The 24706-nt window shown below is 72.0% G+C and carries 25 protein-coding genes; 15 read left to right on the top strand and 10 right to left on the bottom strand.

The features are described 5' to 3' along the window. Nucleotides 1–274 precede the first annotated feature (274 nt). Genes SRB17_RS26215 through SRB17_RS26205 form a run of 3 tightly spaced genes read left to right on the top strand, consistent with a single transcriptional unit; the run spans nt 275 to nt 3917 of the window. Nucleotides 275–1615, top strand: a complete 1341-nt coding sequence (locus SRB17_RS26215) for a diaminopimelate decarboxylase (protein WP_153542614.1) — start codon at nt 275–277, stop codon at nt 1613–1615. Then, complete coding sequence (locus SRB17_RS26210) at nt 1612–3144, top strand: N-acyl-D-amino-acid deacylase family protein (RefSeq protein WP_153542613.1); 1533 nt, start codon at nt 1612–1614, stop codon at nt 3142–3144. The genes SRB17_RS26215 and SRB17_RS26210 overlap by 4 nt, the downstream gene beginning before the upstream one ends. Continuing rightward, a complete protein-coding gene (locus tag SRB17_RS26205; protein ID WP_153542612.1) occupies nt 3138–3917 on the top strand; it encodes a serine hydrolase in 780 nt (259 codons plus the stop codon). Before SRB17_RS26210 ends, SRB17_RS26205 begins: the two co-directional genes overlap by 7 nt. Nucleotides 3918–4216: 299 nt before the next feature. Here SRB17_RS26205 and SRB17_RS26200 read toward each other — a convergent pair whose 3' ends face one another. Together SRB17_RS26200 and SRB17_RS26195 are read right to left on the bottom strand one after the other, a co-directional pair. Then, nucleotides 4217–5134 carry a LysR family transcriptional regulator gene (locus SRB17_RS26200; protein ID WP_153542611.1) on the bottom strand — a complete coding sequence of 306 codons (918 nt, stop codon included), beginning with the start codon at nt 5132–5134 and terminating at the stop codon, nt 4217–4219. Nucleotides 5135–5241: 107 nt separating this feature from the next. Further along, complete coding sequence (locus SRB17_RS26195; protein WP_323376347.1) at nt 5242–6132, bottom strand: NAD(P)H-binding protein; 891 nt, start codon at nt 6130–6132, stop codon at nt 5242–5244. A gap of 682 nt (nt 6133–6814) precedes the next feature. Between SRB17_RS26195 and SRB17_RS26190 the strand changes: the two genes are divergently transcribed. Further along, complete coding sequence (locus SRB17_RS26190; RefSeq protein WP_323376251.1) at nt 6815–7441, top strand: DedA family protein; 627 nt, start codon at nt 6815–6817, stop codon at nt 7439–7441. A gap of 299 nt (nt 7442–7740) precedes the next feature. Here SRB17_RS26190 and SRB17_RS26185 read toward each other — a convergent pair whose 3' ends face one another. Beyond that, nucleotides 7741–8463 carry a DUF2625 family protein gene (locus SRB17_RS26185; protein ID WP_153542609.1) on the bottom strand — a complete coding sequence of 241 codons (723 nt, stop codon included), beginning with the start codon at nt 8461–8463 and terminating at the stop codon, nt 7741–7743. A gap of 46 nt (nt 8464–8509) precedes the next feature. Further along, complete coding sequence (locus SRB17_RS26180) at nt 8510–8998, bottom strand: hypothetical protein (protein WP_153542608.1); 489 nt, start codon at nt 8996–8998, stop codon at nt 8510–8512. 75 nt (nt 8999–9073) lie between these two features. Here SRB17_RS26180 and SRB17_RS26175 point away from each other — a divergent pair, with 75 nt between their 5' ends. From SRB17_RS26175 to SRB17_RS26165, 3 genes are all read left to right on the top strand, one after another. Next, a complete protein-coding gene (locus tag SRB17_RS26175; protein WP_153542607.1) occupies nt 9074–9421 on the top strand; it encodes a VOC family protein in 348 nt (115 codons plus the stop codon). A gap of 105 nt (nt 9422–9526) precedes the next feature. Next, entirely contained in the window at nt 9527–9886 is a 360-nt protein-coding gene (locus tag SRB17_RS26170) for a DUF779 domain-containing protein (RefSeq protein ID WP_153542606.1), read from the top strand. Nucleotides 9887–10064: 178 nt separating this feature from the next. Then, a complete protein-coding gene (locus SRB17_RS26165; protein WP_323376346.1) occupies nt 10065–11237 on the top strand; it encodes a phosphodiester glycosidase family protein in 1173 nt (390 codons plus the stop codon). 2 nt (nt 11238–11239) lie between these two features. Here the strand turns inward: SRB17_RS26165 and SRB17_RS26160 are convergent, their stop codons facing one another. The 6 genes from SRB17_RS26160 to SRB17_RS26135 form a co-directional block, all read right to left on the bottom strand. Next, nucleotides 11240–11434, bottom strand: coding sequence for a hypothetical protein (locus tag SRB17_RS26160; RefSeq protein WP_323376250.1), 195 nt, complete (start codon nt 11432–11434; stop codon nt 11240–11242). Between the two features lie 118 nt (nt 11435–11552). Beyond that, nucleotides 11553–12416: a phosphatidylinositol-specific phospholipase C/glycerophosphodiester phosphodiesterase family protein gene (locus tag SRB17_RS26155; RefSeq protein WP_153542605.1), complete on the bottom strand. Its 864-nt coding sequence runs from the start codon at nt 12414–12416 to the stop codon at nt 11553–11555. 161 nt (nt 12417–12577) lie between these two features. Next, nucleotides 12578–13660 carry an acyl-CoA dehydrogenase family protein gene (locus SRB17_RS26150; protein ID WP_153542604.1) on the bottom strand — a complete coding sequence of 361 codons (1083 nt, stop codon included), beginning with the start codon at nt 13658–13660 and terminating at the stop codon, nt 12578–12580. Beyond that, nucleotides 13657–14838: an acyl-CoA dehydrogenase family protein gene (locus tag SRB17_RS26145; protein WP_153542603.1), complete on the bottom strand. Its 1182-nt coding sequence runs from the start codon at nt 14836–14838 to the stop codon at nt 13657–13659. Before SRB17_RS26145 ends, SRB17_RS26150 begins: the two co-directional genes overlap by 4 nt. Beyond that, nucleotides 14835–15800 (bottom strand): NADPH:quinone oxidoreductase family protein, encoded by a 966-nt coding sequence (locus tag SRB17_RS26140; RefSeq protein WP_153542602.1) that lies wholly within the window; start codon nt 15798–15800, stop codon nt 14835–14837. The genes SRB17_RS26145 and SRB17_RS26140 overlap by 4 nt, the downstream gene beginning before the upstream one ends. 103 nt (nt 15801–15903) lie before the next feature. Beyond that, complete coding sequence (locus SRB17_RS26135; RefSeq protein ID WP_153542601.1) at nt 15904–16476, bottom strand: helix-turn-helix domain-containing protein; 573 nt, start codon at nt 16474–16476, stop codon at nt 15904–15906. A 65-nt stretch (nt 16477–16541) separates the two neighbouring features. Here SRB17_RS26135 and SRB17_RS26130 point away from each other — a divergent pair, with 65 nt between their 5' ends. From SRB17_RS26130 to SRB17_RS26095, 8 genes are all read left to right on the top strand, one after another. Next, complete coding sequence (locus SRB17_RS26130; RefSeq protein WP_153542600.1) at nt 16542–17486, top strand: NAD(P)/FAD-dependent oxidoreductase; 945 nt, start codon at nt 16542–16544, stop codon at nt 17484–17486. A gap of 29 nt (nt 17487–17515) precedes the next feature. After that, nucleotides 17516–19054 (top strand): ATP-dependent DNA ligase, encoded by a 1539-nt coding sequence (locus tag SRB17_RS26125; RefSeq protein ID WP_153542599.1) that lies wholly within the window; start codon nt 17516–17518, stop codon nt 19052–19054. Then, nucleotides 19051–19524: an NUDIX domain-containing protein gene (locus SRB17_RS26120; protein WP_153542598.1), complete on the top strand. Its 474-nt coding sequence runs from the start codon at nt 19051–19053 to the stop codon at nt 19522–19524. The genes SRB17_RS26125 and SRB17_RS26120 overlap by 4 nt, the downstream gene beginning before the upstream one ends. 73 nt (nt 19525–19597) lie before the next feature. Beyond that, nucleotides 19598–20983, top strand: coding sequence for an NADP-dependent succinic semialdehyde dehydrogenase (locus SRB17_RS26115; protein WP_153542597.1), 1386 nt, complete (start codon nt 19598–19600; stop codon nt 20981–20983). Nucleotides 20984–21009: 26 nt separating this feature from the next. Further along, on the top strand, nt 21010–21243 hold the full coding sequence (locus SRB17_RS26110; protein ID WP_323376249.1) for a DUF6213 family protein: 234 nt from the start codon (nt 21010–21012) through the stop codon (nt 21241–21243). Between the two features lie 575 nt (nt 21244–21818). Next, on the top strand, nt 21819–22865 hold the full coding sequence (locus SRB17_RS26105) for a type III polyketide synthase (RefSeq protein ID WP_153542595.1): 1047 nt from the start codon (nt 21819–21821) through the stop codon (nt 22863–22865). Nucleotides 22866–22891: 26 nt separating this feature from the next. Then, complete coding sequence (locus SRB17_RS26100; RefSeq protein WP_153542594.1) at nt 22892–24106, top strand: cytochrome P450; 1215 nt, start codon at nt 22892–22894, stop codon at nt 24104–24106. A gap of 7 nt (nt 24107–24113) precedes the next feature. Further along, on the top strand, nt 24114–24635 hold the full coding sequence (locus SRB17_RS26095; RefSeq protein WP_153542593.1) for a cupin domain-containing protein: 522 nt from the start codon (nt 24114–24116) through the stop codon (nt 24633–24635). The last annotated feature ends 71 nt before the right edge of the window (nt 24636–24706 follow it).

The following is a 24706-nucleotide window of genomic DNA, read 5'->3' as shown; positions in this document are numbered from 1 at the left end:
TTATGTTGGGCCGCTGTCGGACTCCCGACCAGCCACCGGGAAGGAAGTGGTGACTGAGCACCGACGTTTTCGATGCTTCCGGCGAACAGCGCATCGTCCGGGCAGGCTGGGGCCGGTCCGGCGGACCACCGGATCCCCTGGGCCTGCCGGCCGTCCGACGCGTCGCGGGGCCTCCGGCCGCCCGACGCGTCACCGAAGCCGGACTCTTGCGACCGGACTGCGCCGACCCGGCCCTCGAGCCGCGCCGGTTGCCCGACACTCCTCGAAGGAAGCGATGCACCCGACCCCCAGTGCGGTCCCAGCGCGCCGAACCCGGCGGGACGGGGCCGTCCACGCTGCCGCACAAGGCCTTCTCGACGGTCTGGAAACCCCGGTAGCCGCCTTCGTCGACCTGGCCGGAATCGGCGAGAGCGCCCAGGCGCTTCATGCGGCATGGCCGTCCGAGGTCGAGGTCCTGCACGCGTTCGCCGCCAAAGCGAACCCGCTCGTGCCGGTGCTGGCGCAGCTGCGCCGTCACGGCATGGCGTGCGAGGTGAGCAGCCCCGGAGAACTCGCGCAGGCCCGCGCCGCCGGATTCACCCCCGACGGGATCGTCCTCGACTCCCCCGTGAAGACGCTCGCCGAGCTGGCCTCAGCGCTGGCCGGCGGCATCGCCGTCAACATCGACAACTTCGAGGAACTCGAGCGCGTCGACGGGCTGATCGGCCTTGCCGCGGCCGTGCCGCGGATCGGCATCCGGATCAACCCCCAGGTGGGGCTCGGCAGCATCGAAGCCATGTCGACGGCGGGCCGCACGACCAAGTTCGGTATCGCGCTGCAGGACCCGGGCCACCGTGAGCGCCTGCTGGACGCCTACCGGGCCCGGCCGTGGCTGCGCTGGGTACACGTCCACGTCGGATCGCAGGGCATCCCGCTGGAGCTCAACGCGGCCGGAGTGGCCGTGGCCGTCGAGTTCGCGCAGGAGGTCAACCGGCAGCGGCCCGGCCAGGTCGTGGGCATCGACATCGGCGGCGGACTGCCCGTCGACTTCACCGACGACGCCGACTCCCCGACCTTCGCCGACCACGTCGCTGTGCTGAAGCAACTGGTGCCGGACCTGTTCGACGGCTCCTTCCGGATCGTCACCGAGTACGGCCGCGCTCTGATGGCGAAGAACGGCTTCGTCGCAAGCCGCGTGGAGTACACGAAGACGTCCGGCGGGCGGCGCATCGCTCTGACCCACGTCGGCGCCCAGGTGGCGGCGCGCACCACCTTCGACCCACAGAGGTGGCCCCTGCGCGTGCTCGTGTACGACGGCGACGGCCGGCCCAGTGGCGCCGACCAGGAGGTCCAGGATGTCGCCGGTCCATGCTGCTTCGCCGGCGACCTGCTGGCCAAGGAGCGACTGCTGCCGCGCCTGTCGCCGGGCGACCTGGTCGTCGTGCCCGACACGGGGGCCTACTACTTCTCTTCTCCGTTCCACTACAACAGCCTGCCCATGCCGCCCGTCTACGGTTTCGAGGCCGACGGGGACGGCGAGGTCCGCTTCACCTTGCTGCGCGCCGCCGAGACCATCGACGACGTGGTGTCCAGGAGCGGCGTCGCGCCGCTTCCCTCGCCGGTGGCGGCGCGATGACCAGGCGTGACTTCGACCTGCTGATTCGCGGGGGCGAACTCGCGGACGGAACCGGTTCCCCGTTGCGGCGCGCGGACGTGGGCATCGCCGCGGGCAGGGTCTGCGTCCTGCCCGCCGACAGTTCCGTCACGGCTGCCCGGGTGCACGACGCCACCGGGCAGGTGGTGGCGCCCGGCTTCATCGACGCGCACACCCACTCCGATCTGACGACCCTCGATGACATCGGGCAGGCCCAGGCCCACGCCGCGGTGCTGCAGGGCGTCACCGTCGAGATCTGCGGCAACTGCGGTGACAGCGCCTTCCCCCACCCCTACGGCGACTTCGCCGCGTTCGCCCGGGCGCACACGGACACCGGCAGGGCCAACCATCTGGTCTCCCTGGTCGGACACGGCACCGTGCGCGGATCGGTCGTCGGACACGATGACCGAGCGGCGACCGACGCGGAGCTCGCCGAGATGTGCCAGGTGCTGGACGATGCGCTCACCGCGGGCGCCGCCGGGCTCTCCTCCGGCCTGATCTACACGCCGGGCAGCTACGCGGACACCGCTGAGGTGACCGCCCTCGCCGCCGTCGCCGCCCGGCACGGCAAGCCCTATGTGACACATCTGCGTGACGAGATGTCACACGTCGAGGCCGCCCTCGACGAGGCTGTCCGGATCGCCCGCGACAGCGGCGCGGCACTGCACGTCTCCCACCACAAGACCGCGGGCAAGTACGCCTGGGGCCGCACCCTGCGGACCCTGCCCCGACTTGAACACCTGCGCGCCGCGGGGTTGGACGTGACCTGTGACGTCTACCCCTATACGGCGGGAAGCACGGCCCTGGCCGCGATGCTGCCGCCGTGGGCCCACGACGGCGGCCCGGAACAGCTGCTGAAACGGCTGGGCGATCCGGCGGCGCGCCGGCGGATGCGCGTGTCCATCGCCGAAGGCGTGCCGGGATGGGAGAACACCGTCGGCAACGGCGGCTGGGACCGGATCGCGGTGGCGAGCGCGGCCCGTCATCCCCAGCTGCAGGGACGGACCATCGCCGACATCGCCGCCCAACAGGGTGCCGAAGCCATCGACGTCGTCGCGCAGCTGCTGCTCGCCGAGGACGGCGACGTGACGATCATCAGCCATTCGATGCGCGAGGACGACGTCCAGCGGGTACTGAGCACGCCGTTCGCGATCATCGGCTCCGACGGCGTGCCCAAGCCGGGCCTGCCGCACCCGCGCTGGGCCGGCACCTTCGCGCGGGTCCTCGGACACTACGTCCGCGACCTCGCCCTCCTGTCCCTGACCGAGGCGGTGCGCAAGATGACCGGGGCCACCGCGGCACGGTTCGGCCTGACCGGACGCGGCGTCCTGTGCGACGGCGCCGCCGCCGATCTCGTGGTCTTCGACCCGGCCACGGTCACGGACCGGGCCACCTTCACCGAACCGCTGCTGCCTCCCGCAGGCATCACGCTGGTGGTCGTCGACGGGACCGTGGTGGTGGACGACGGCGCCGTGACCGGAGCCCGGCCCGGCAAGTTGCTGGCATGCTGACTGGTGCCCTGCCGGCCACGGCGCCCGGAATGCTGGCCGTCGCCGTGGCCGGCCACCCGGAGTTGGACCACCACAGCCACAAGCTGCTCCCGCTCGCCAGCGTCGGCAAGCTGCTGCTGCTGGCCGAGGTCGCACACGCCCTGACCGTCGGCACCCTGGCCGGCGACGAGCCGGTGGACCTGACGGAAGAGGACTACTGCGGAGGATCGGGCCTGCTGGCCAAACTCTCCGCACACCGCTGGACCGTGACCGACCTGGCCCGCCTCACCGCCGCCGTCAGCGACAACACCGCCACCAACGCCCTGATCCGAGTCATCGGCCTGGACCGCGTGAACGAGCGGGCCGGCCTGCTCGGCCTTGAGCGGACGCGGATCCTCGACCGGATCCGCGAACCCCGGCTCGCACACCACGCCCCGACCTTCGCCGTCGGCACCGCCCACGAACTGGCCGGCCTCGCGGAACGCATCGCCGGCGACGAACCGTGGGCGACGACGATGCTCGGCTGGATGGCCGCCTGCAGCGACCGGAGCATGGTCCCGGCAGAGATCCCGCACGATCCGGAGGACGACGCCGTGCGGCGCGTCGCGGGCGATCGCACCTGGGTGGCGAACAAGACCGGCACCGACGCCGGCACCCGCTGCGATGTGGGCGTGGTCCGCGGCAGCCGCCAGGTCTGCTACGCGGTGCTCACCTCCTGCCCGCCAGGACACGAGTTCACGATGGTGCAGGCGATGCGCGCGGTCGGCGCACGCATCGCGGCGCTGGCGGGCTGACGCGGTACCGGCCGACCGGTGCGGCGGCCACCTCCGTGCGGACGCGCGGCCCCGCCCGCTCAAGCCTGTTGCACAAGGCGGTGAGCGGGCAGGCCGGAACCGGTGAGCGGCGTCATCTGGTCATGACGCGAGGGTGTGGTTGTGCATGTGGGCGACGGCCCGGACCGCTTGATGGCGGCCGCCACCACGCCGCCGCCAGTCGCGGAGGACCTCGGTCACGGACCTGGATGACGGTGCCGTCCCCGATCCGCCTCCGCCGTACAAGGAAGACGTCCGGGCACAGCCTCGTGCGACACGCTTCAGCGTTTCGCCACCGTCAGCAGGTTGGACGCGGCACTGGCCAGGTAGGCGAGGAAGGTGTTCAGCAGCGGATTCGGGTTGCCCGGCCGGGAGGCGACTGAGACCTTCCGGTACAACCGCGGCCCCGACAGCCTGGTCGTCTGCACCCCTGGGGTGTCGTTGATGCCCAGACCAGGCACCAACGCGATCCCCATCCCGGCCCGTACCAGGCCGAGGATCACCTCGTAATGGTCGCTGCGACAGCGGATGTTCGGCGCGAATCCCTCCAGCGCACAGGCACGCTCCAGCACCGAGAGCACCGGCGACCCGGTCCCGAAGGAGGTGATCCACTGCTCCCCGGCCAGTTCCTGAAGCCGGACCTGGGCACGCCGACCCGCCGGATGCCCGGCCGGCACCACCAGATACAGGGGCTCGTGGAGCAGTTCCCGGAGCCGGACCCCGTCCGGCGGCGTCCACGGGTCGAGTGGGTAGTCGAAGGCGATCAGCGCGTCGATGGCACCCTGCTGCACGCTGGGGGCCAGTTCGTGCGGCTGCCCCTCGACGAGGTCCAGCTCGACGGCCGGGTAGCGTCCGGAGAACCGCGACAGTGCCTCCGGCAGCAGCCGGTATCCGGCGGACGCGAAGAATCCGATCCGCAGGTGACCCGAGTCGGCTCGGGCCTGCGCCAGGAGATCCTTCTCGGCGGCGTCGAGCAGCGCGAGCACCTCCTGACCGCGCAGGGACAACCGCCGCCCGGCCGACGTCAGGCGGAGGCTCTGTGCACCGCGTTCGACAAGGCTCACGCCCACGTCCTTCTCCAGCTGAGCGAGCTGATGGGACACGGCGGAGGGGGACAGCCGGAGCTGCCGGGCGGCCCCCGCAATACTCCCCGACCGATCGATCTCGGCCAGAACGTGCAGGCGGTGCGTGCTGAGCATGTCCGCAGACTAATCAGCCCTGGTCACGGGACGATCTCGCCCACGACATGCGGGCGCATCGACCGCCCGAAGGCTTCTGCAACGCCCGTGTGACCTCGACGCTCTTTTCAGCGGGTGAACAGTTCGGGGTTCCTGCGGACGAAATCGGCCACCCCTCCGGCCGGACGCCCGGTGATCTGTTCCATGCCGTGCGCCTGGCGATCGTAGCGACCGGCCGCATGCAGGCGAGCCATGGTGGAGATGTGCTGGAAGGTGTGATCCGGCAGTCCCAGTGCTCGGAGATCGTCGTCGAGCCATCGCTGCAGGGGAACGTCGGTGTAGCCGACCGTTCGGCCCGAAGCCGCCGAGATCTCCGCCGCCATGGCGTCGATGCTCTCCGATCGGGGGCCGGTCAGCTCGTAGGTCCGGCCGACATGCCGGGACGGATCGGCCAGGATCTCCTCCACGGCCGCCGCCACGTCGTGTGCCGCTATCGGGGACGTTTTCGCCCGGCCGAACGGCAGCCTGATCGTGCCGTCCCGCGGGATCCAGGAGAAGCCCGCCTGGAACAGTGGATTCTCCAGGAAGACGGTGGGCCGGACCTCGACCACGGGCAGGCCCGACCAGTCGAGAACCTGCTCGACCAACCACTGTTGCCGATGTTGGTGCGACTCGGCCGTACTGGTGACATCCATCTCGGAGACGGTCAGCTGCGACATGTTGACGAACGCCTCCAGCCCGGCGTAGGCGCGCGCGGCGGCAGCCGTCGTCACTGCGGCCAGCAGATACTGCTCCGACACGGCCATGCCGAAGTACACCTGCCCACAGCCGTCCAGGGCATCGGCGACATCACGGGAGGACGTCAGGTCTCCGACCACGACCTCGGCGCCGGTCTCACGCAACGCCTGAGCGCGGTCGTCATCCCGACGCACGAACGCCCGGACCTGCAACCCTCGGCGCCGAAGACCTTCGACAACGGCCCGACCGACGGCTCCGACCCGGCCCGCGGCACCGGTCACCAGAACGGGCCGCGTGCGTGCTTCCAGGGTGCGCTCCACGGAGGCAGCGTGCGGGCCGTACGGCCAGGGCGCAACCGGAGTGATCTGTCGCGCACCCGGTGAGCTGGTGAGCTGATGCGGGCACGGCCCGCCGGCGCCGCGACGACCGGCACGAGTCGAGCCCCTCTGGCCGACTGACAGTGCCACCTCTCCGTCGCCCGCCGCGACGGCGGGCCTCGGCCGTCCGGTCCGCCGCCCCGTGGATGGGGCGGCTCCCGGGCCCTCCGGCGCGTGCGGGTGTCACTGGGGCACGGAGACCAGGCCCGTCTCGTAGGCGATGATGACCACGGTGTCGCCGACAGGCACGGGAACCTGCTCGGCAGGGCCGGGCTGTCACGGGCGGCAACTACGTCCCGGACGCCTCCGGCAAGGACCCCCGCCACCCCATCGGCTCGGGCCTCGGTCCGCAGCGCAGCGGTGAGATCGCGCTGGACAGGCTCTCCGCGCGGAAGGCCGGCTACGAGATCGGCCACAGCGTGCGCGTCGCCTCGAACGGCCCGGGGCGGGAGACGAAGCTGACCGGCACCTTACGGCCCGGCAGGCCGCCCGCCTCGACATCCTGCGCCGGGGCGGGCGTTTTCCCGGCGGCCGGGCGATGCTGGTGAGCGAGCAGCCCTGCGAGCAGGCCGGGAGGCGCGGCCAGGTGACAGCCGTCAATCCGATGAACAGCGCCTCGGTGCTGGCCGCCTTCGGCGCGCTCGGCGTCCTGGTGGTGATCTTCGCGGAGTCCGGTCTGCTGGTCGTCGGCTTCTTCCTGCCCGGTGACACCCTGCTGTTCCCGGCCGGTGTGCTGTGCGCCGGCAGTGCGCACCAGCCGCCCCGGATGGCGTTGTGGCAGGTGCTGCTGTGCGCGGCGGTCGGGGCGGTGGCCGGCGGGCAGGTCGGATATCTGATCGGGCGGCACGGCGGACGGGCGCTGCTGACCCGCACCTCCAGCCGGCGGGTGACGGCCGCGGCCGCCCGGGCCGAGGGGCTGCTGGCCCGGTACGGCTACGGGAAGGCACTGGTCATCGGCCGTTTCGTGCCGTTGTTGCGGACGGTACTGCACCCCGTGGCCGGTGTGCTCGCGGTACCCGTGCGGCCCTTCACGCTCTGGCAGACCGTGGGCGGGGTGCTGTGGTCGCAGCTGCTCGTCCTCGCCGGTTTCACGCTCGGAACCTCCGTCCCGCACGTCGACGACTACCTGCTGCCGCTCGTCGCCGTGGTCGTCGTGCTGTCCATGCTGCCCCTGCTGTTCGAGGCCCGCCGCGCCCGCCACCAGCGACGCTAGGCGCTCGGCGGCGAGGGCCGCATGGTGCCGTCTTGCGTCTGCGGCCGTGTTGTGGCTGGTCGCGCCCACGCGGCGGTAGCCGCACGCCCCGCGTCCCCCCTCGGGGCGCTTCACACCTCCAACGCCCGATACGTGACCCGGCCCGGACACCGACTTGGCGGAGCCGCCGGTGCTGCTCACGGTGACCGGCGCGGCCCGATGCGACGCAGGGTGATGCATTCCGGGGCCCTCGGTCAGGGCGATGGCGGAGACCTTGACCTACCGGATCCGCGGCACCGGGTGAGCCACGGCCCGCGGGCTCACACCTCGCCGAGGAAGCCGGGGTCGGCCGGTCCGAGTTGCCGGGCGGAGTCGGCGGTGACTCCGAGGACCTCCCGCATCGCCACCGCGCGCCGGCTGGTCGCGGCGAGATCCCGGTGCGCCTCCTCGGTCCACAGCGGCGGAAAGACGGTGATGCCCTGCCCGAGGTCCAGGGCCGCCGCCTCCTCGCGCCAGCCCGGGTGGCGCAGCCCGTCGTAGAACGTCTCCAGCCGGCCGGACAGCAGCCACCACACCCAGGCGGAGTGACCCATGTCCAGCGCCTCCCACTCCAGCGTGTCGGGCGCGAAGTACGTCATCTGTCCGGGCACGCCCGGACGGCCGGCCCGGCCCGGTTCGTGGCCGTTGAGGCAGAACACCCCGCCGAGCACGTCATGACCGACCACGAGCCCGTCCGCCGGGTACCAGCCGGGGTCGGGCACGGCGGGGAAGCCGTTGACCCGGCCGAGGCTCGGCAGCCCGTTCGCGGCCGAGCCCGCGCCGTACACCCGCACCCATCCGTCGTCCAGGACGAGCCCGCCGCAGTGCAGGGTCAGCGCCCCGAGCACCGAGCGCGCGGTGACGTGGAGCTGCAGCAGACAGCGGCGGCCCTCGTCGGGGTCGGCGGGCAGGACCCGCACGGGTACGTCGCTCGCGGCGAAGGCCTGGCGGAGTTCCGGCCATGCCGGATCGGGCACTCCCACCAGCTCGTCGATCTCTCGCATCCGAGGATGATCGCAGTCCGGGTCCGGCGGCCCGGCACCGGGCGCGTCAGCGGGCCTTCCGGCGCTTGCGGTTCGGGCGGCGGGGGCGGTGGACCGTGTCCATCTCCCCTGTCGCGGCACGGACATGAGCCGGATCGTCCGGCCGGGAACCCCCGGCGCACCACCAGGACGGGCGCCCGGCGTCCTCGGTCACGTGCAGGCCGAGCCCGTGCAGGGTGCACACGGGCCAGGCCTGCCACAGGCGTTCCATGACCGTGTCCTGGGCCGCCTCGGCGACCACCCGCAGGGCTCCGGCGGCGGACCCGGCCCGCCCCAGGGGGTTGCCGTGCGAGTAGCCGTCCGCGAAGGCGACGTAGCACCGCTCCGCCTCCTCGTCCTCCTCGAAGCCCGGGTACGCGACGAGACGCGGCGGCTGCTGCCCGGGCAGGGTCGCGGCCATGTCCCGGTCGACCGCGGCCGGCGCCTCGTCCCAGAGCGGATGTTCGCCGGCCGTGACGAAGCGCGGCTCGGGCAGGTCGAAGGGCGAGGGGTGCATGGGTCCATCCTCTCAGTCGCGCGCAGGGATACCCTGGCGCCTCCCGCACCAGCCGACCGACCAGCGGACCACGAGATGCACGTACGCCGTGTCGTGACAAACCTCCGGTCGACCGCGCTGCCGCAGAGCGCGGAGTTCTACGGAGCGCTGGGCTTGGAGGAGGTCATGAACCTCGGCTGGATCATGACGCCGGCCTCCCCCGGGAACCCGGCCGTGCAGATCGGCCTGATCACGCAGGACCGCACCGCGCCCGTCGCCCCGGACCTGAGCACCGAGGTCGACGACGTGGACGCGGCGTACGCGGCGATGCGGGAGCGCGGCGCGGAGATCGTGCATCCCCTGACGGACGAGGAGTGGGGCGTACGACGGTTCTTCGTGCGGGACCCGGGCGGCCGGGTGGTGAACGTGCTCAGCCATCGGTGACCCCGACCGGACGGGCCGACGACGCGTTCTGGACGGGCCGGTGACGATCCGTGAGACTGGGCCGGACCCGACGCCCCGCGCCCCGGCTCTTCAGGACGGTGACCCATGGACGAGGAAACCCCGCGCGTCGAACTCACTCCCGAGGCCGCGGACCTGGTGCGGCGGCTGCACGCCGAGCACGGCCCGCTGATGTTCCACCAGTCCGGCGGCTGCTGCGACGGCAGCGCTCCCATGTGCTACCCGGACGGCGAGTTCCGCACCGGCGGCTCGGACGTGCTGCTGGCGGAGCTGACGGTGGACGGTGTGGCCGAGCCCGTCACCTTCTGGATGTCCCGGAGCCAGTACCAGGCCTGGAGCCACACCCGGCTGATCGTGGACGTCGTCCCCGGACGGGGCAGCGGCTTCTCGCTGGAGGCACCCGAGGGGGTGCGTTTTCTCACTCGTTCTCGCGTAGTCGACGCCTAGTCGGCCCGGCGGTCGCCGCACTCTGATCCACTGCCCCGTAGAACCCGTACGACACAACACGTACGGCAACGCCCTTGCGACAGGGACAGTTGACGAGGCATCAGGGGGCACGGTGATCAGACGTCTTTGGCGTTCGGCAACGGGCAGAGCGGTTCTCACGGTCGTCACGGCGTTCGGTGTGCTGGCCGGTGCGTCCCTGGCGGGGGCGGCACCGGCCGGCGCCGCACCGGCCGGCAAGCGCATCGCGCCGGGTGTCACCTACCGGCAGTTCGACGTCACCGCGGCCGCGGGCCGGACACACGCCCATCTCCTCACCGTCGACCTGGGCAATCCGCACGTCCGCGTGGACCTGCTGTACCCGGGTGCGGTGGCGGCCCGGGCCACCGTCTCCCGGATGGCGGACTCCGCCGGGGCGGTCGCGGGGGTCAACGGTGACTTCTTCAACATCACCGAGACCCAGCATCCGGGCGTGGAGGCCACCGGCGCGAGCGTCGGACCGGCGATCACGGACGGGCAGGAGCTCAAGGCGGCGGTGCCGAACGGCCAGCGGTTCGGGCCCGCACTGCCGCCGGGCACGAACACACAGGACGTCTTCGGCGTGGGCACCGACCGGCGGGCCAGGCTGGACCGACTCTCCCTGGCCGGGAGCGTGGCCACACCGGAGGGCAAGTTCCCGTTGAAGGGCCTCAACCAGTACGCGCTCCCGGAGAACTCCGTCGGCGCGTTCACCGCACCCTGGGGCAGCGCCTCCCGGATGCGCGCCGTGTGCGGCACCGACGCCCAGCGGTCGGCGCCGTGCAGCACCGACACCTACGAGGTGAAGGTGCGGGGCGGGCGGGTGGTCTCCGCGTCCGACACCCCCGGCAGCGGCTCGATCCCGGCGGGCACCACGGTCCTGGTGGGCCGCGAGGAGGGCGCGCGGCGGCTGCGCAAGCTCTCCGTCGGGGACGCGGTGAGCGTGACGCACCGCCTGGTGGCGGCCTCGTCCGGGGTGCCGTACGCGTTCGCGATCGGCGGCTTCCCGGTCCTCGAGGGCGGCAAGAAGCTGTCCGGTCTGGACACCGGAACCTCGGCGGTGCGCACGGTGGTGGGCTTCAAGGGCGGCGGACGGCAGCTGCTCGTCCTGGCGCTGGACGGGGCCGCCGAGTACCGGACCGGGATGACCGTCGCGGAGGAGGCGGCCACCATGCGCGCGCTGGGCGCGTCCGACGCGTTCAACCTCGACGGCGGCGGCTCGACGGAGCTGGTCACCCGCGACGGCGGGGCGAGCGCCGTGACGGTCCGCAACCACCCCAGCACCGGCGCCGAGCGCCCCGTCGCGAACGGCATCGGGGTGTTCTCGGCCGGCTGATCTCAGGGCCGCAGACCGCTCACCAGGTCGGCGGTCGTCATGAGCCCACTGTGAATGGTGGGCGCCATGCTCGTACCGGCCAGGAAGAAGCCGAGCAGCAGGCAGACCAGGGCGTGGGAGATCTTCAGCGAGCAGTTGCGAATGAAGATCACGGCCAGGATCAGGAGCAGCAGGACCGCAGAGACGGGAATGACCACCAGGAACCTCCTCCGCCACGCCCCTTGAGTGGCGTTCCGGCCGCAAGTGTGGCGTAGCGGAGGGTTTGTCCGGGCGCCTGACGTGTCCCCCGATCGAGTGGTGTCACATCGCGCGGCGTTATGCGGCGGGGTGGGCGTCCAGGAAGTTCTCCAGCCCGGCCAGGTCGTCGGTGTTGAGGAAGTCGACACCGGCGGCCAGCAGTTCCGTCCACAGGGCGTCCCGGGCCGGGCCCGCGGCGTCCGGGGTGGCCCAGAACCGCACCTGCTGCCCGCGCGCGTGCGCGGCGGCGGTGATGCTCCGCAGCTTGTGCCGCTCGGCGTCGGGGAACGCGCCCTCGCCCGACCAGGTGAAGTTCTGCGTCCAGTTGTCGCTGATCAGCGAGATGAACGTGGCCGGGGCGGCGGCGGTGAGGTCGGTGAGCCGGCCGTCGTAGAAGGCGCGCCGCTCCTCCTGCGCCTCCATGGGGATGCGGGCGGCGCGGTCGCCGGAGATGACGGCGGTGACCGGTCCGGGATGCACGCGGCCGTGCGCGTAGCGGGTGAACAGGTGCGGGTAGCGGCGCAGGTGGCGGTCGAGTTCGAGGTACGTCGACGAGCCCTCGGTCTTGATGTCGATCAGGAGTTGCAGCGGCCTGCGCCAGCCCCGGTACACCGAGCCGTGGCCCGCCCGGACCCGGGCCGCGAGCGGGTCGAGGTAGAGGGATTCGAGGGTGCGGGACGGGTCCAGCTCGGAGCTGTCGTGCCCGATCAGGAGCTGGTCGCCGACGAGGAAGATGTCGGCCTCGACACTGTTGAAGCGGTGGTCGAGCGCGTCGAGCAGCGGCCTGGGGTGCTCGTAGTCGTTGTGGGCGTGCGCGTTCCACAGCGGGTGCCGACCCCGCTGAGCGGTGCCCGCCCAGGCGTGCGACGCGGGCAGGACGACCGCGCCGGCGAGGGCGGCGCCGAGGGTGGTGAGGGCTCCGCGACGGGTGGTGAGGGCCATGCTCTGCCTCCCTTGAGGTGCCGGATGGGACCGAAGGGAGTATGCGTGGCCCTGTCACCGAAGAGGCCCTGTCTCGCGGGGAGTTGGCGCGTTGTTCACTTCTGCGGAGCTTGGCCGCGGAAAAGCCCGCCCCAGGTGGGGCGGGCTTCACGCGGGTGGCGTCAGGGCGCCTGGAGGTCGACCAGTCCGGCCAGCGCCTCCCGATGGGCCCCCGCAGTCCCGTAGGCGATCGAGTCCGCCTTGGCCCGCTTCAGATACAGGTGGATCGGGTGTTCCCAGGTCATCCCGATGCCGCCGTGCAGCTGCAGCGCCTCCTCGGCGGCGTGGACCGCGACCGGCGCCGCGTACGCCTGCGCGACGGCGACCGAGACGTCCGTGTCCTCGCCCGAGGCCAGCGCATCGGCCGAAGCCCGCGCAGCGGCCCGCAGGTTGACGACCTCCAGCCACAGCTGCGCGAGCCGGTGCTTGAGCGCCTGGAAGCCGCCGACCGGCCGGTTGAACTGCTTGCGCTCCTTCAGGTAGCGCACCGTCTCGGTCAACGCCCAGTCCGCGACACCGAGTTGCTCGGAGGCGAGGAGTCCTGCGGCGGCGCGCAGGGCGCGTCGTACGGCGGGCTCGGCGTCGCCGACGCGGCGGCCGGGCGCGCCCTCCAGCCGTACCGTCGCCAGCGGCCGGGTCAGGTCGAGGGAGATCTGCGGGGTGACGGTCGCGGTGTCCGCGGCCACGGCGTACAGGCCGCCGTCCTCGGCCGGGACGAGCAGGACGTCGGCCACGGCCGCGTCGGCGATGCCGGCCAACTCCCCGTGCAGGAGGCCGTTCTCACGTCGTACGGCCTTGAACGTGGCGCCCGGAGCCGCGTGCAGGCCGACCGCGAGGGCGCCGATGGTGCGCCCGGAGGCCAGCTGTCCCAGGAGCTCGTCGTCACCGCAGGCCAGCAGGGCCTCGGTGGCCACGACCGCGCTGGTGAGATACGGCACCGGTGCGACCGTACGCCCCAGCTCCTCCAGGACGACGGCGACTTCGCGGGCGGAGGCGCCCTGGCCGCCCTGCTCCTCGGGCACCAGGAGCCCGGCCAGGCCCATGCCCTCGGCGAGGGACTTCCACAGGGCGAGGTCGTGCGGGGTGTCCGACTCGGCGCGGGCGATGACGTCCGCCGGCGGGCAGTGGTCCGTCAGGAGGTCGCGGACGGCGGAGCGCAGCGCCTCTTCCTCCTCGGAGTACAGCAGGTCCGGCGCTTGTGTCATCGGGCCAGGTCCTTCCATGCGACGTCCTTGTCGGTGCGCGGTTCGGCGGGCAGGCCGAGGACCCGCTCGGCGACGATGTTCAGCAGGACCTCGCTGGTCCCGCCCTCGATGCTGTTGCCCTTGGCGCGCAGATAGCGGTAGCCGGCGTCGCGGCCGGTGAAGTCGACCAGCTCCGGGCGGCGCATGGTCCAGTCGTCGTACGACAGGCCCTCCTCGCCGCGGAGTTCGACCTCCAGGCCACTGATCTCCTGGTTGAGCCGGGCGAAGGCGAGCTTCATGCCGGAGCCCTCGTAGCCGGGCTGCCCGGCGACGAGCTGCTGGCGCAGGCGTTCGGCGGTGAGGCGGGAGACCTCGGCCTCGACCCACAGCTTCAGCAGCCGCTGATGCAGTTCGTGGGTGCGCAGCTCGGGGCGTTCGCGCCAGGTCCTGGCGACCGGGCCGATCATGCCGCCCTCGCGGGGCAGCCGCATGCCGCCGATGGCCACGCGCTCGTTGTTGAGCGTGGTCTGGGCGACCCGCCAGCCGTCGCCGACCTCGCCGAGGCGGCGGGAGTCGGGGATGCGGACGTCGGTGAGGAAGACCTCGTTGAACTCGGCCTCGCCGGTGATCTGGCGCAGCGGCCGGACCTCGACACCGGGGTCGGTCATGTCGCAGAGGAAGTAGGTGATGCCCGCGTGCTTGGGCACGCTCGGGTCGGTGCGGGCGATGAGGATGGCCCAGCGGGCGTTGTGCGCGCCGGACGTCCACACCTTCTGCCCGTTGACGACCCAGTCCTCGCCCTCCCGCACGGCCCGGGTGCCGAGCGCGGCCAGGTCGGAGCCGGCGCCGGGCTCGCTGAACAGCTGGCACCAGACCTCCTCGCCCGTCCACAGCGGCCGCAGATAGCGCTGCTTCTGCTCTTCCGTGCCGTACTTGAGGATCGTCGGGGCGGCCATGCCGAGCCCGATGCCGTTGCGGCGCGCGTCGTTGTCGGGGGCGCCGGCGGCCTCCAGCTCGGCGTCCACCACGGCCTGGAGGTGGCGGGGGGCGCCCAGTCCGCCGAGACCCTCCGGGTAGTGCACCCAGGCGAGCCCGGCGTCGAAGCGGGCGCGCAGGAAGTCGAGGCGGTCGGTGTCCGCGGGGGGATGCACGGACAGCAACTCCCGTGTGCGGCGGCGCAGTTCGTCGGCGTCGGTCATGCTGCTCCCTCCATCACCACGGCGATCCGGCCGGTGGACCGGCCGTCCGCCACCTTCTGCACGGCCACGGAGGCCTCGCTCAGCGGCACCCGCTCGCTCACCAGGGGCTTGATCGCGCCACGCGCGGCCAGTTCGGTCAGCTCCTCGTGGCAGCGCAGGACCAGCTTGGGGTTCTTGGTGTTGTACAGGCCCCAGTGCAGGCCGAGGATCGCGTAGTTCTTCACCAGCGCGTGATTGAGGGCGGGGCTGGGGATGGTGCCGCTCGCGAAGCCGACCACGACGATCCGGCCCTCGAAGGCGACGAGCTTGGCGGACTGGACGTAGGCCTCGCCGCCCACCGGGTCGTAGATCACGTCCGCGCCCCGGCCGCCGGTGGCCTCCTTCACGGCCGTGATCACGTCCTCGGATCGGCGGTCGACGACCACGTCACAGCCCAGCTCGCGGGCCACGGCCGCCTTGTCCGCGCCGCCGACGACACCGATCACGGTGGCGCCCGCCGCCTTGCCGAGCTGGACGGCGGCGCTGCCGACCCCTCCGGCGGCGGCGTGCACGAGCAGGGTCTCGCCGGCCTCCAGACGGGCCCGACGGTGCAGGCCGAACCAGCCGGTCTGGTAGCCGATGTGCAGCGCGGCGGCCTCGGCGTCGTCCAGCGACTCGGGCGCGGGCAGCAGAGCACGGGCGTCCGCGAGGGCGTACTCGGCGAAACCGCCGTAGGGCAGCGCGGGGTTGGCGATCACCCGGCGGCCGTCCTCGGTCTCGCCGCAGATCTCCACGCCGGGGGTGAACGGCAGCGGCGGGCGCACCTGGTACTGGCCGCGGCACAGCAGCGCGTCCGGGAAGTTGACGTTGGCGGCACGCACGCGCAGGCGCACCTGGCCGTCACCCGGCGTGGGCGGCTCCACCTCCGTCAGGTGCATCACCTCGCTCGGCTCGCCGTTCTCGTGCACTTGCCATGCCTGCATGCGGGGCCTCCACGGGACTGCTTCGTCTGACCGGGTCCGATTGCATACTAAGCGGTCGCTTGCCATTCAGGGAACAGTCGCATTCAGGGAACAGTCGTCCGTGTCACTTCCGCCTGGGCCGGGCCCGCACGTGCATCCGCTCGCCCTGCGGCCCGAACAGACTGAGGAACTCCACCGGCCCCTCCCCCGTCGAACCGAACCAGTGCGGCACGCGCGTGTCGAACTCGGCGGCCTCCCCCGCCGACAGCACGACATCGTGCTCGCCGAGGACCAGCCGCAGTCGCCCCGACAGCACATACAGCCACTCGTAGCCCTCGTGGGTGCGCGGATCCGGGTCCTGTTTCCGCTGCGGTTCGAGCACCTTGAAGGCCTGGAGCCCGCCGGGCTGGCGGGTCAGCGGCCAGTGGGTGCGCCCGCCGCGGACGATCGGCTCGGCCCGCACCCGTGGGTCCCCCACCGGCGGCGCGCCGACCAGCTCGTCCAGCGGCACCTGATGGGCCTGGGCGATGGGCAGGAGCAGTTCGAGGCTTGGCCTGCGCAGACCGGACTCCAGCCGGGAGAGGGTGCTGACGGAGATGCCGGTGGCCTCGGACAGCGCCGCCAGGGTCACCTGCCGGTCCCTGCGGATGCGCCGCAGCCGCGGGCCCACTTCGGCCAGTACGTCGTCTGTGCTCATGGCGCCTATTGCAGGAACGGCAAATGCGTTTGTCAATCCCGCGAGCGTCGAGCGACCGTCGCCCCATGACCGAGAACAGGACCGAGAACAACACGTACGAAGCAGTCGTCGTCGGTGGCGGGGCCGCCGGGCTGTCGGCCGCGCTGGTCCTCGGCCGGGCCCGGCGCCGCGCGCTGGTCGTCGACGCGGGCGAGCCGCGCAACACGCCGTCCCCGCACATGCACGGCTATCTGTCCCGCGACGGCATGTCCCCGGCCGAGTTCCTGGCGATCGGCCGCGAGGAGATCGCCCGGTACGGGGTGGAGCTGGTCCGGGACCGGGTCGTGGACGCGACGAGGGACGGGGACTTCTCCGTCGTGCTCGCGAGCGGCCGGACCGTCCGGGCCCGGCAGCTGGTGATCGCCACGGGCCTCAAGGACGAGCTGCCGGATGTCCCCGGGCTGGCCGAGCGGTTCGGCCGCGACGTGGTGCACTGCCCGTACTGCCACGGCTGGGAGGCCCGCGACCTGCCGACCGGGGTGCTGGCGACCTCGCCGCTGAGCGTGCACCAGGCGCTCATGGTCACCCAGTGGTCGAAGGACGTGCGGTTCTTCCTGCACGAGCTGAGCGAGTCGGCACTGACGGACGACGACCTGCGCCGGCTGGCCGCCGCCGGGGTCACGGTCGTGCCCGGGAAGGTGACGGGACTCGTCGTGGCCGACGACCGGCTCACGGGGGTGCGTCTTTCGGACGGCACGGTCCACGACCGCGAGGTCCTGTACGCCGCCCCGCGCGCGGTGCCGAACAACCACCTGCTGGTGCGGCTGGGCGCCGAGCTGCGCGAGACGCCGTTCGGCGCCTACCCGGTGATCGACGAACGGGGCCTGACGACCGTGCCCGGACTATGGGCTGCGGGCAACGCGAGCGGCTTCGCCGAGCAGGTGATCAACGCGGCGAGCCGGGGGTACCGGGCGGGTGCGGCGATCAACGGGGAACTGCTGATGACAGACCTCGACTCCGTCCGGGTGTAGCGGCCGCTCCCCCGGTGCACGATGGCTGCATGCTGCTGACCCGGCTCGCCCAGGTGTCCCGGGACGTCGCCGCGACGGCGGCCCGGTCCCGTAAAACCGCGCTGCTCGCCGAACTGTTCCGGGAGGCGGAGCCGGACGACGTGCCGATCGTCATCCCGTACCTGGCCGGACGGCTGCCGCAGGGCCGGCTCGGCGTCGGCTGGAAGGTGCTGAGCCGCCCGGTGCCGCCCGCCGGCGAGCCCACGCTCACCGTCCGGGAGGTCGACGCCCTGCTCGGCGAGCTGGGCAAGGTCTCGGGGCCGGGCTCGCAGGCGCAGCGGGTCCGGCTCGTCGGCGAGCTGATGGGCGCGGCCACCGAGGAGGAGCAGCGTTTCCTGCTCGGTCTGCTCACCGGCGAGGTGCGGCAGGGCGCGCTGGACGCGGTCGCGGTGGAGGGCCTCGCGCGGGCGACGGGCGCCGACCCGGCCGCCGTACGCCGGGCGGTGATGCTGGCCGGGTCGCTGCAGACGGTCGCCCAGGCCCTGCTCGGCGAGGGCCCTGGGGCCCTCGACCGGTTCCGGCTCACCGTGGGGCGGCCGGTGCTGCCGATGCTGGCGCACAGCGCGTCCTCGGTGGCCGAGGCGGTGGAGAAGCTGGGCGCGTGCGCGGTGGAGGAGAAGCTGGACGGCATCCGGGTGCAGGTCCACCGGGACGGCGACACGGTCCGGGTGCACACCCGCACCCTGGACGACATCACCGGCCGGCTGCCCGAAGTGACCGCCGCCGCACGGGAGTTGCGGGGCGAGCGGTTCATCCTGGACGGCGAGGTGATCTCCTTCGACGCGGCCGGACGGCCCCGGTCCTTCCAGGAGACGGCGGGTCGGGTCGGCTCCCGGACGGACGTGGCCAAGGCGGCCGGGGAGGTCCCGGTCTCCCCCGTCTTCTTCGACGTCCTGTCGGTCGACGGCACCGATCTGCTGGACCTGCCGTTCGCCGAGCGGCACGCGGAGCTGGCCCGGCTGGTGCCCGAGCCGATGCGGGTGCGCCGGACGGTCGCCTCCGGGCCGGGAGACCTCGCGGAGGCGGAACGGTTCCTCGCCGAGACCCTGGCCCGCGGCCACGAGGGCGTGGTGGTCAAGGCGCTGGACGCGCCGTACAGCGCGGGCCGGCGCGGCGCCGCCTGGCTGAAGGTCAAGCCCGTGCACACCCTCGACCTCGTCGTGCTGGCCGCCGAGTGGGGCCACGGACGGCGCACGGGCAAGCTCTCCAACCTCCACCTCGGCGCCCGCACCCCGGACGGCGGCTTCGCCATGCTCGGCAAGACCTTCAAGGGCATGACCGACGCGATGCTCGCCTGGCAGACCGAGCGGCTGCGGGAGCTGGCCGTGGAGGACGACGGCTGGGTGGTCCGGGTGCGCCCCGAACTCGTCGTGGAGATCGCCTACGACGGCCTCCAGCGCTCCACCCGCTACCCGGCCGGCGTCACCCTCCGCTTCGCCCGCGTGGTCCGCTACCGCGAGGACAAACGCCCCGAGGAGGCCGATACCGTGGAGGCCCTGCTGGCGGCCCATCCGGAGGTCGAGCCATGACGGAGCGTGCGAGGAAGCGCAGCGCGGGACTGCTGTTGTTCCGGCACGCCGATGAGGGACTCGAGGTACTGCTCGGCCATATGGGTGGTCCGCTCTGGGCGAAGAAGGACGCCGGGGCGTGGACGGTCCCCAAGGGCGAGTACGAACCCGACGAGCCCGCCTGGGAGGCCGCCCGGCGCGAGTTCCAGGAGGAGCTGGGGCTGGTGCCGCCCGACGGGAAGGCCGTACCGCTGGGCGAGGTCGCGCAGAAGAACGGCAAGATCGTCACGGCGTGGGCCGTCGAGGCGGACCCGGACCTGAGCTCCTTCCGCCCCGGCACCTTCACCATGGAGTGGCCGCCGAGGTCCGGCCGGGTGCGGGAGTTCCCGGAGCTGGACCGCGTGGAGTGGCTCGGCCTGGAGCGGGCCCGTGCGCTGGTCATCACGGCGCAGACCGCGTTTCTCGACCGGCTGGCGGAGCACTCGGCCTAAGGGATGACACACGTTGCGGACGGCCCTGCCGCGCGCGAAGGTCTAAGCAAGCCCGCTCCCAGGGAGGTCAGCCATGCCCATCGCGACGGTGAACCCGGCGAACGGCGAGACGCTCAAGACGTACGAGCCCATGGGCGAGGAAGAGCTGGAACGCCGGCTCCAGCTCGCCGAGGCGACGTTCCGCACCTATCGGGCGCTCTCGTTCGTCGATCGCGCCCGGCTGCTGCTCAAGGCCGCCGATCTGCTGGACGAGGACCGGCGCGAGATCGGCCGGGTGATGACCACGGAGATGGGCAAGCCGATCAAGCAGGCCTGGGCGGAGGCCGCGAAGTGCGCCAAGGCGATGCGCTGGTACGCCGAGCACGCGGAGGCGCTGCTCGCCGACGAGGAGCCGGCCGAGGCCGATGTACGGGACTCCGGCGCGTCCCGGGTCCGGGTCCGGTACCGGCCGCTGGGACCCGTCCTCGCGGTGATGCCGTGGAACTTCCCGCTCTGGCAGGTGATCCGGTTCGCCGCGCCCGCCCTGATGGCGGGCAACGTGGGCCTGCTCAAGCACGCCTCCAACGTCCCGCAGACGGCCCTGTACCTGGAGGACCTGTTCCACCGGGCGGGCTTCACGGAGGGCTGCTTCCAGACGCTCCTGATCGGCTCGGGCGCGGTGGACGACATCCTCCGGGACGAGCGGGTGAAGGCCGCGACGCTCACCGGCAGCGAGCCGGCGGGCCGCGCGGTGGCCTCCACCTGCGGGGAGATGATCAAGAAGACGGTGCTGGAGCTGGGTGGCAGCGACCCGTACGTCGTGCTGCCCTCCGCCGACCTGGACCGGGCGGCCGAGGTGGCGGTCACGGCGCGCGTGCAGAACAACGGGCAGTCCTGCATCGCCGCCAAGCGGTTCATCGTGCACACCGACGTCTACGACGCCTTCGCCGAGAAGTTCGTCGCCGGCATGACGGCGCTCAGGGTCGGCGACCCGCTGGAGGAGGACACCGAGGTCGGGCCGCTCTCCAGCGAGCAGGGGCGGAAGGACCTGGAGGAGCTGGTCGACGACGCGCGGCGCAGCGGGGCGCAGGTGCTCTGCGGCGGCGAACGGCCGGACGGGCCCGGCTGGTACTACCCGCCGACCGTACTGGCCGGGATCACCCGCGAGATGCGCATCCACCGGGAGGAGGCGTTCGGGCCGGTCGCCACGCTGTACCGGGCCGGCGACCTGGACGAGGCGCTGCTCATCGCCAACGACTCGCCGTTCGGGCTGAGTTCCAACGTGTGGACGCGGGACGAGAGCGAGGTGGAGCGGTGCGCCCGCGATCTGGAGGCCGGTTCCGTGTACGTCAACGGGATGACCGCCTCCCATCCGGCGTTCCCGTTCGGCGGGGTCAAGCGGTCCGGGTACGGGCGTGAGCTGTCCGGGCACGGTATCCGCGAGTTCTGCAACATCACCACGGTTTGGCAGGGTGCGTGAGTGCTGCGCGACTACCATCCCCTTTTGTGAACCGCGAAGTGACCCTGCCTCTGATCGTCGACGACCGCGGTACCTTGCAGGTGGCCGCGGCCGACGTGAGCAAGCTGCTGCGGACCGTGGGTGGGCGGTGGCTGCGGCTCGTCGAGGCCGGGGACCCGGGGTTGGACGAGGACACGGTTGCCGCTTTGACCATTGAGCTGGCCAAGCTGGCCGATCGTATCGATGTGGCGTGTATCGCGCACAGCAGTGGGGCGCCCTAGGTCGCGCAGGGCGGATGCGCGCGCACCACCGTCTCCCGGCCGGGGATCGTGGGCGGGGTAGGCCTGGCAGCCCGTCACAGGGGCGTACGTCCGGGAGTGCCTCGATGACGCCGCGGGCCCGGACGAGGTCCGCCAGACGTGCTGCCGCGCGTTCCTCGCCCGGCGCGAGAGTGCCGAAAGAGGCCGCGGGGGCGGGGTCGGCGCGCTGGGCCATGTGCTCGTGAGGAGCGGCGGTCGGCGGGGATCCTCCACTGCTGTTCCGGGCCGGGCGGGCGAGGGTCCGGGGAGCTGCCGCGCCGCGTTCCACCAGGGGGACGAAGGGATGGGCGGACGGTCCGGGGCGAGTTCCCTGGCGGCCGTCTCCAGCAGTGCCTCGGCCGCGACCGGCACGATGTTCTCCCTCCCGCGGACCTGCGGTTTCCCACCCGTCCGCGGACGCGGTGTCCCCGGTCTGGAGTAGTTCGGCGCGAGATCGTCGCCAGGTCGAGTGATCGTGGGTGAACCACCTCCTGAGGTGAACGACCCTCTGACCGGCGGGCGCAGACCTTCCGGAAGGCTGAAAGCAGGCACGGTTCATGGCGACTTTGTGCAGACCCACGGTGTCGGTGCCGGAGCACGTGATCACGATGGAGGAGACGCTGGAGCTGGCGCGCTCCCGGCACGCGGATCATCCGCAACTGCCGCTCGCCCTGCGGCTGATAGAGAACACGGGCGTGAAGACGCGGCACATCGTGCAGCCCATCGAGGAGACCCTCAAGCACCCCGGCTTCGAGGAGCGCAACAAGCTCTACGAGGCCGAGGCCAAGGCCCGGGTCCCCGCGGTAATCCAGCGCGCCCTCGACGACGCGGAACTCCTCACCACCGACATCGACGTGATCGTCTTCGTCTCGTGCACGGGCTTCATGATGCCCTCGCTCACGGCGTGGCTGATCAACGAGATGGACTTCGACCCGACCACCCGACAGCTCCCCATAGCCCAGCTGGGCTGTGCGGCCGGCGGCGCGGCGATCAACCGCGCGCACGACTTCTGCACGGCCTACCCCGACACCAACGCGCTGATCGTGGCCTGCGAGTTCTGCTCGCTGTGCTACCAGCCCACCGACCTGGGCGTCGGCTCGCTGCTCTCCAACGGCCTGTTCGGTGACGGCATAGCCGCCGCCGTGGTCCGCGGCAAGGGCGGCACCGGCATCGAGCTGGAACGCAACGGCTCGTACCTGATCCCCAAGACCGAAGAGTGGATCATGTACGACGTCCGGGCGACCGGCTTCCACTTCCTGCTCGACAAGCGGGTGCCGGCCACCATGGAGCCGCTGGCCCCGGCGCTGCAGGACCTCGCGGGCATGCACGGCTGGGACGCCTCCGACCTGGACTTCTACATCGTCCACGCGGGCGGGCCGCGCATCCTCGACGACCTCAGCAAGTTCCTCCAGGTCGACCCGCACGCCTTCCGGTTCAGCCGGGCCACCCTCACCGAGTACGGCAACATCGCCTCCGGCGTCGTGCTGGACGCGCTGCGCCGGATGTTCGACGAGGGCGGCACCCAGAACCGGGCGCGCGGGCTCCTCGCCGGGTTCGGCCCCGGCATCACCGCGGAAATGGCGCTGGGCCGTTGGCGCAGCTGAAGACCGAGAGACGGTTCGAGTACCGCATGACCGAAGAGACACTCACCGAGACCCTGCCCCCGATCCGGCACTGGCCGGCGCTCGATCTGACCGGGACGGACTTCGATCCGGTGCTGAGAGAGCTGATGTGCGAAGGACCGGTCACCCGCATCCAGTTGCCCAACGGCGAGGGCTGGGCGTGGCTGGTGACCCGGATGGACGACGTCCGCATGGTGACCAACGACCCCCGCTTCAGCCGCGAGGAGGTGATGAAGAAGCCGGTCACCCGGCTGGCCCCGCACTTCATCCCGGACCCGGGCGCGGTCGGCTTCCTCGACCCGCCCGACCACACCCGGCTGCGCCGCTCGGTGGCGCCCGCGTTCACCACGAAGGGGGTGGAGCGGGTGCGCGACAAGGCGCGCGCCATGCTGGACGAACTGGTCGACGAACTCCTCCAGGACGGCCCGCCCGCCGATCTCACCAGTGCGGTGCTCAGCCCGTTCCCGATCGCGGTGATCTGCGAGCTGATGGGCGTCCCGGCCGCCGACCGGCACACCATGCACACCTGGACCCAGCTCATCCTGTCCTCCTCGAACGGCAAGGAGGTCAGCGAGAAGGCCAAGCGGGAGATGGCCGCCTACTTCTCGGATCTGATCGGGCTGCGCGAGAACAGCACGGCCGAGGACGTCGCCTCCCTGCTCGGCGCCGCCGTGGGCCGGGGCGAGGTGACGCTGGAGGAGGCCGTCGGGCTGGCGGGTCTCCTCCAGATCGGCGGCGAGGCGGTCACCAACAACAGCGGGCAGATGTTCTATCTGCTGCTGACCCGCCCCGACCTGGTGGACCGGCTGCGCGCGGAGCCGGAGATCCGCCCCAGGGCGATCGACGAACTCCTGCGCTTCATCCCGCACCGCAACGCGGTCGGGCTGTCCCGGATCGCCTTGGAGGACGTCGAGATCAGAGGCGTCCGGATCCGCGCGGGCGACGCGGTGTACAACTCCTATCTGGCCGCGAACCGCGACCCGGAGGTCTTCCCCGACCCGGAGACGATCGACTTCACCCGCAGCCCCAACCCCCACGTCTCCTTCGGCTTCGGCCCGCACTTCTGCCCCGGCAACATGCTGGCCCGAATGGAGGAGGAACTCATGGTGGACGCCCTGCTGGACCGGATGCCGGGCCTGAGGCTGGCCGTACCGCCGGAGAAGGTGCCCTTCAAGAAGGGCGCGCTGATCCGGGGGCCCGAGGCCCTGCCGGTGACCTGGTGAGCGGCGCATGACCTGGACCGAGGGACTGCTCGTGCCGCCGGGCCACGGCCGTGTCGTGGAGACGCCGGCCCAGCGGGTGACGTTCAAGGTCACCGGCATGCACTCACGGATGGCCTCCACCTTCGAGGTGGAGGTCCCTCCGGGCTTCGACGTGGGCGCGCATGTGCACACGCGCAGCGAGGAACTGTTCTACGTCCTGGAGGGTGAACTGGACGTCCTCGCCTTCGAGCCGCGCATCCGCACTCCCGACAACTGGCAGAAATGGCAGTCGAGTTCGGGCACCCGGGTGGTGCGGGCGACTCCGGGCACGGTCATCGTCGTACCCCCGGGCTGCCCGCACGCATTCGCCAATCCGACGGAGACGCCCGCGAAGATGTTCTTCCAGGCGAGTCCGCCACCGGATCACGAACGCTACTTCGAGGAGCTGCTGGAGATCCTGGGGAACGGGGGCCCACCGGACCAGGAGGCCATCGAGGCGCTACGGGCCAAGTACGACATCGAGCAACTGACTCCACTGAGGCACAGATGACTCCCTGAGGGCGCGGGGAACTGCGCGACCGGCCACACACCACCGTGTGACCGGATCGCGCAGCAGCCCCA

This window comes from Streptomyces sp. RB17, assembly GCF_009604455.1.
Taxonomy (GTDB): domain Bacteria; phylum Actinomycetota; class Actinomycetes; order Streptomycetales; family Streptomycetaceae; genus Streptomyces.
The sequence above is the reverse complement of the archived record's forward strand: the minus strand, read 5'-3'. Positions and strand labels throughout refer to the sequence as shown.

What these genes read in the sequence shown, in the direction of transcription:
- SRB17_RS26215 (WP_153542614.1), top strand. Translation starts at nt 275, where the DNA reads ATGCACCCGACCCCCAGTGCGGTCCCAGCGCGCCGAACCCGGCGGGAC.
- SRB17_RS26210 (WP_153542613.1), top strand. Translation starts at nt 1,612, where the DNA reads ATGACCAGGCGTGACTTCGACCTGCTGATTCGCGGGGGCGAACTCGCG.
- SRB17_RS26205 (WP_153542612.1), top strand. Translation starts at nt 3,138, where the DNA reads ATGCTGACTGGTGCCCTGCCGGCCACGGCGCCCGGAATGCTGGCCGTC.
- SRB17_RS26200 (WP_153542611.1), bottom strand. Translation starts at nt 5,134, where the DNA reads ATGCTCAGCACGCACCGCCTGCACGTTCTGGCCGAGATCGATCGGTCG.
- SRB17_RS26185 (WP_153542609.1), bottom strand. Translation starts at nt 8,463, where the DNA reads ATGCGAGAGATCGACGAGCTGGTGGGAGTGCCCGATCCGGCATGGCCG.
- SRB17_RS26180 (WP_153542608.1), bottom strand. Translation starts at nt 8,998, where the DNA reads ATGCACCCCTCGCCCTTCGACCTGCCCGAGCCGCGCTTCGTCACGGCC.
- SRB17_RS26175 (WP_153542607.1), top strand. Translation starts at nt 9,074, where the DNA reads ATGCACGTACGCCGTGTCGTGACAAACCTCCGGTCGACCGCGCTGCCG.
- SRB17_RS26170 (WP_153542606.1), top strand. Translation starts at nt 9,527, where the DNA reads ATGGACGAGGAAACCCCGCGCGTCGAACTCACTCCCGAGGCCGCGGAC.
- SRB17_RS26155 (WP_153542605.1), bottom strand. Translation starts at nt 12,416, where the DNA reads ATGGCCCTCACCACCCGTCGCGGAGCCCTCACCACCCTCGGCGCCGCC.
- SRB17_RS26150 (WP_153542604.1), bottom strand. Translation starts at nt 13,660, where the DNA reads ATGACACAAGCGCCGGACCTGCTGTACTCCGAGGAGGAAGAGGCGCTG.
- SRB17_RS26145 (WP_153542603.1), bottom strand. Translation starts at nt 14,838, where the DNA reads ATGACCGACGCCGACGAACTGCGCCGCCGCACACGGGAGTTGCTGTCC.
- SRB17_RS26140 (WP_153542602.1), bottom strand. Translation starts at nt 15,800, where the DNA reads ATGCAGGCATGGCAAGTGCACGAGAACGGCGAGCCGAGCGAGGTGATG.
- SRB17_RS26135 (WP_153542601.1), bottom strand. Translation starts at nt 16,476, where the DNA reads ATGAGCACAGACGACGTACTGGCCGAAGTGGGCCCGCGGCTGCGGCGC.
- SRB17_RS26130 (WP_153542600.1), top strand. Translation starts at nt 16,542, where the DNA reads ATGACCGAGAACAGGACCGAGAACAACACGTACGAAGCAGTCGTCGTC.
- SRB17_RS26125 (WP_153542599.1), top strand. Translation starts at nt 17,516, where the DNA reads ATGCTGCTGACCCGGCTCGCCCAGGTGTCCCGGGACGTCGCCGCGACG.
- SRB17_RS26120 (WP_153542598.1), top strand. Translation starts at nt 19,051, where the DNA reads ATGACGGAGCGTGCGAGGAAGCGCAGCGCGGGACTGCTGTTGTTCCGG.
- SRB17_RS26115 (WP_153542597.1), top strand. Translation starts at nt 19,598, where the DNA reads ATGCCCATCGCGACGGTGAACCCGGCGAACGGCGAGACGCTCAAGACG.
- SRB17_RS26105 (WP_153542595.1), top strand. Translation starts at nt 21,819, where the DNA reads ATGGCGACTTTGTGCAGACCCACGGTGTCGGTGCCGGAGCACGTGATC.
- SRB17_RS26100 (WP_153542594.1), top strand. Translation starts at nt 22,892, where the DNA reads ATGACCGAAGAGACACTCACCGAGACCCTGCCCCCGATCCGGCACTGG.
- SRB17_RS26095 (WP_153542593.1), top strand. Translation starts at nt 24,114, where the DNA reads ATGACCTGGACCGAGGGACTGCTCGTGCCGCCGGGCCACGGCCGTGTC.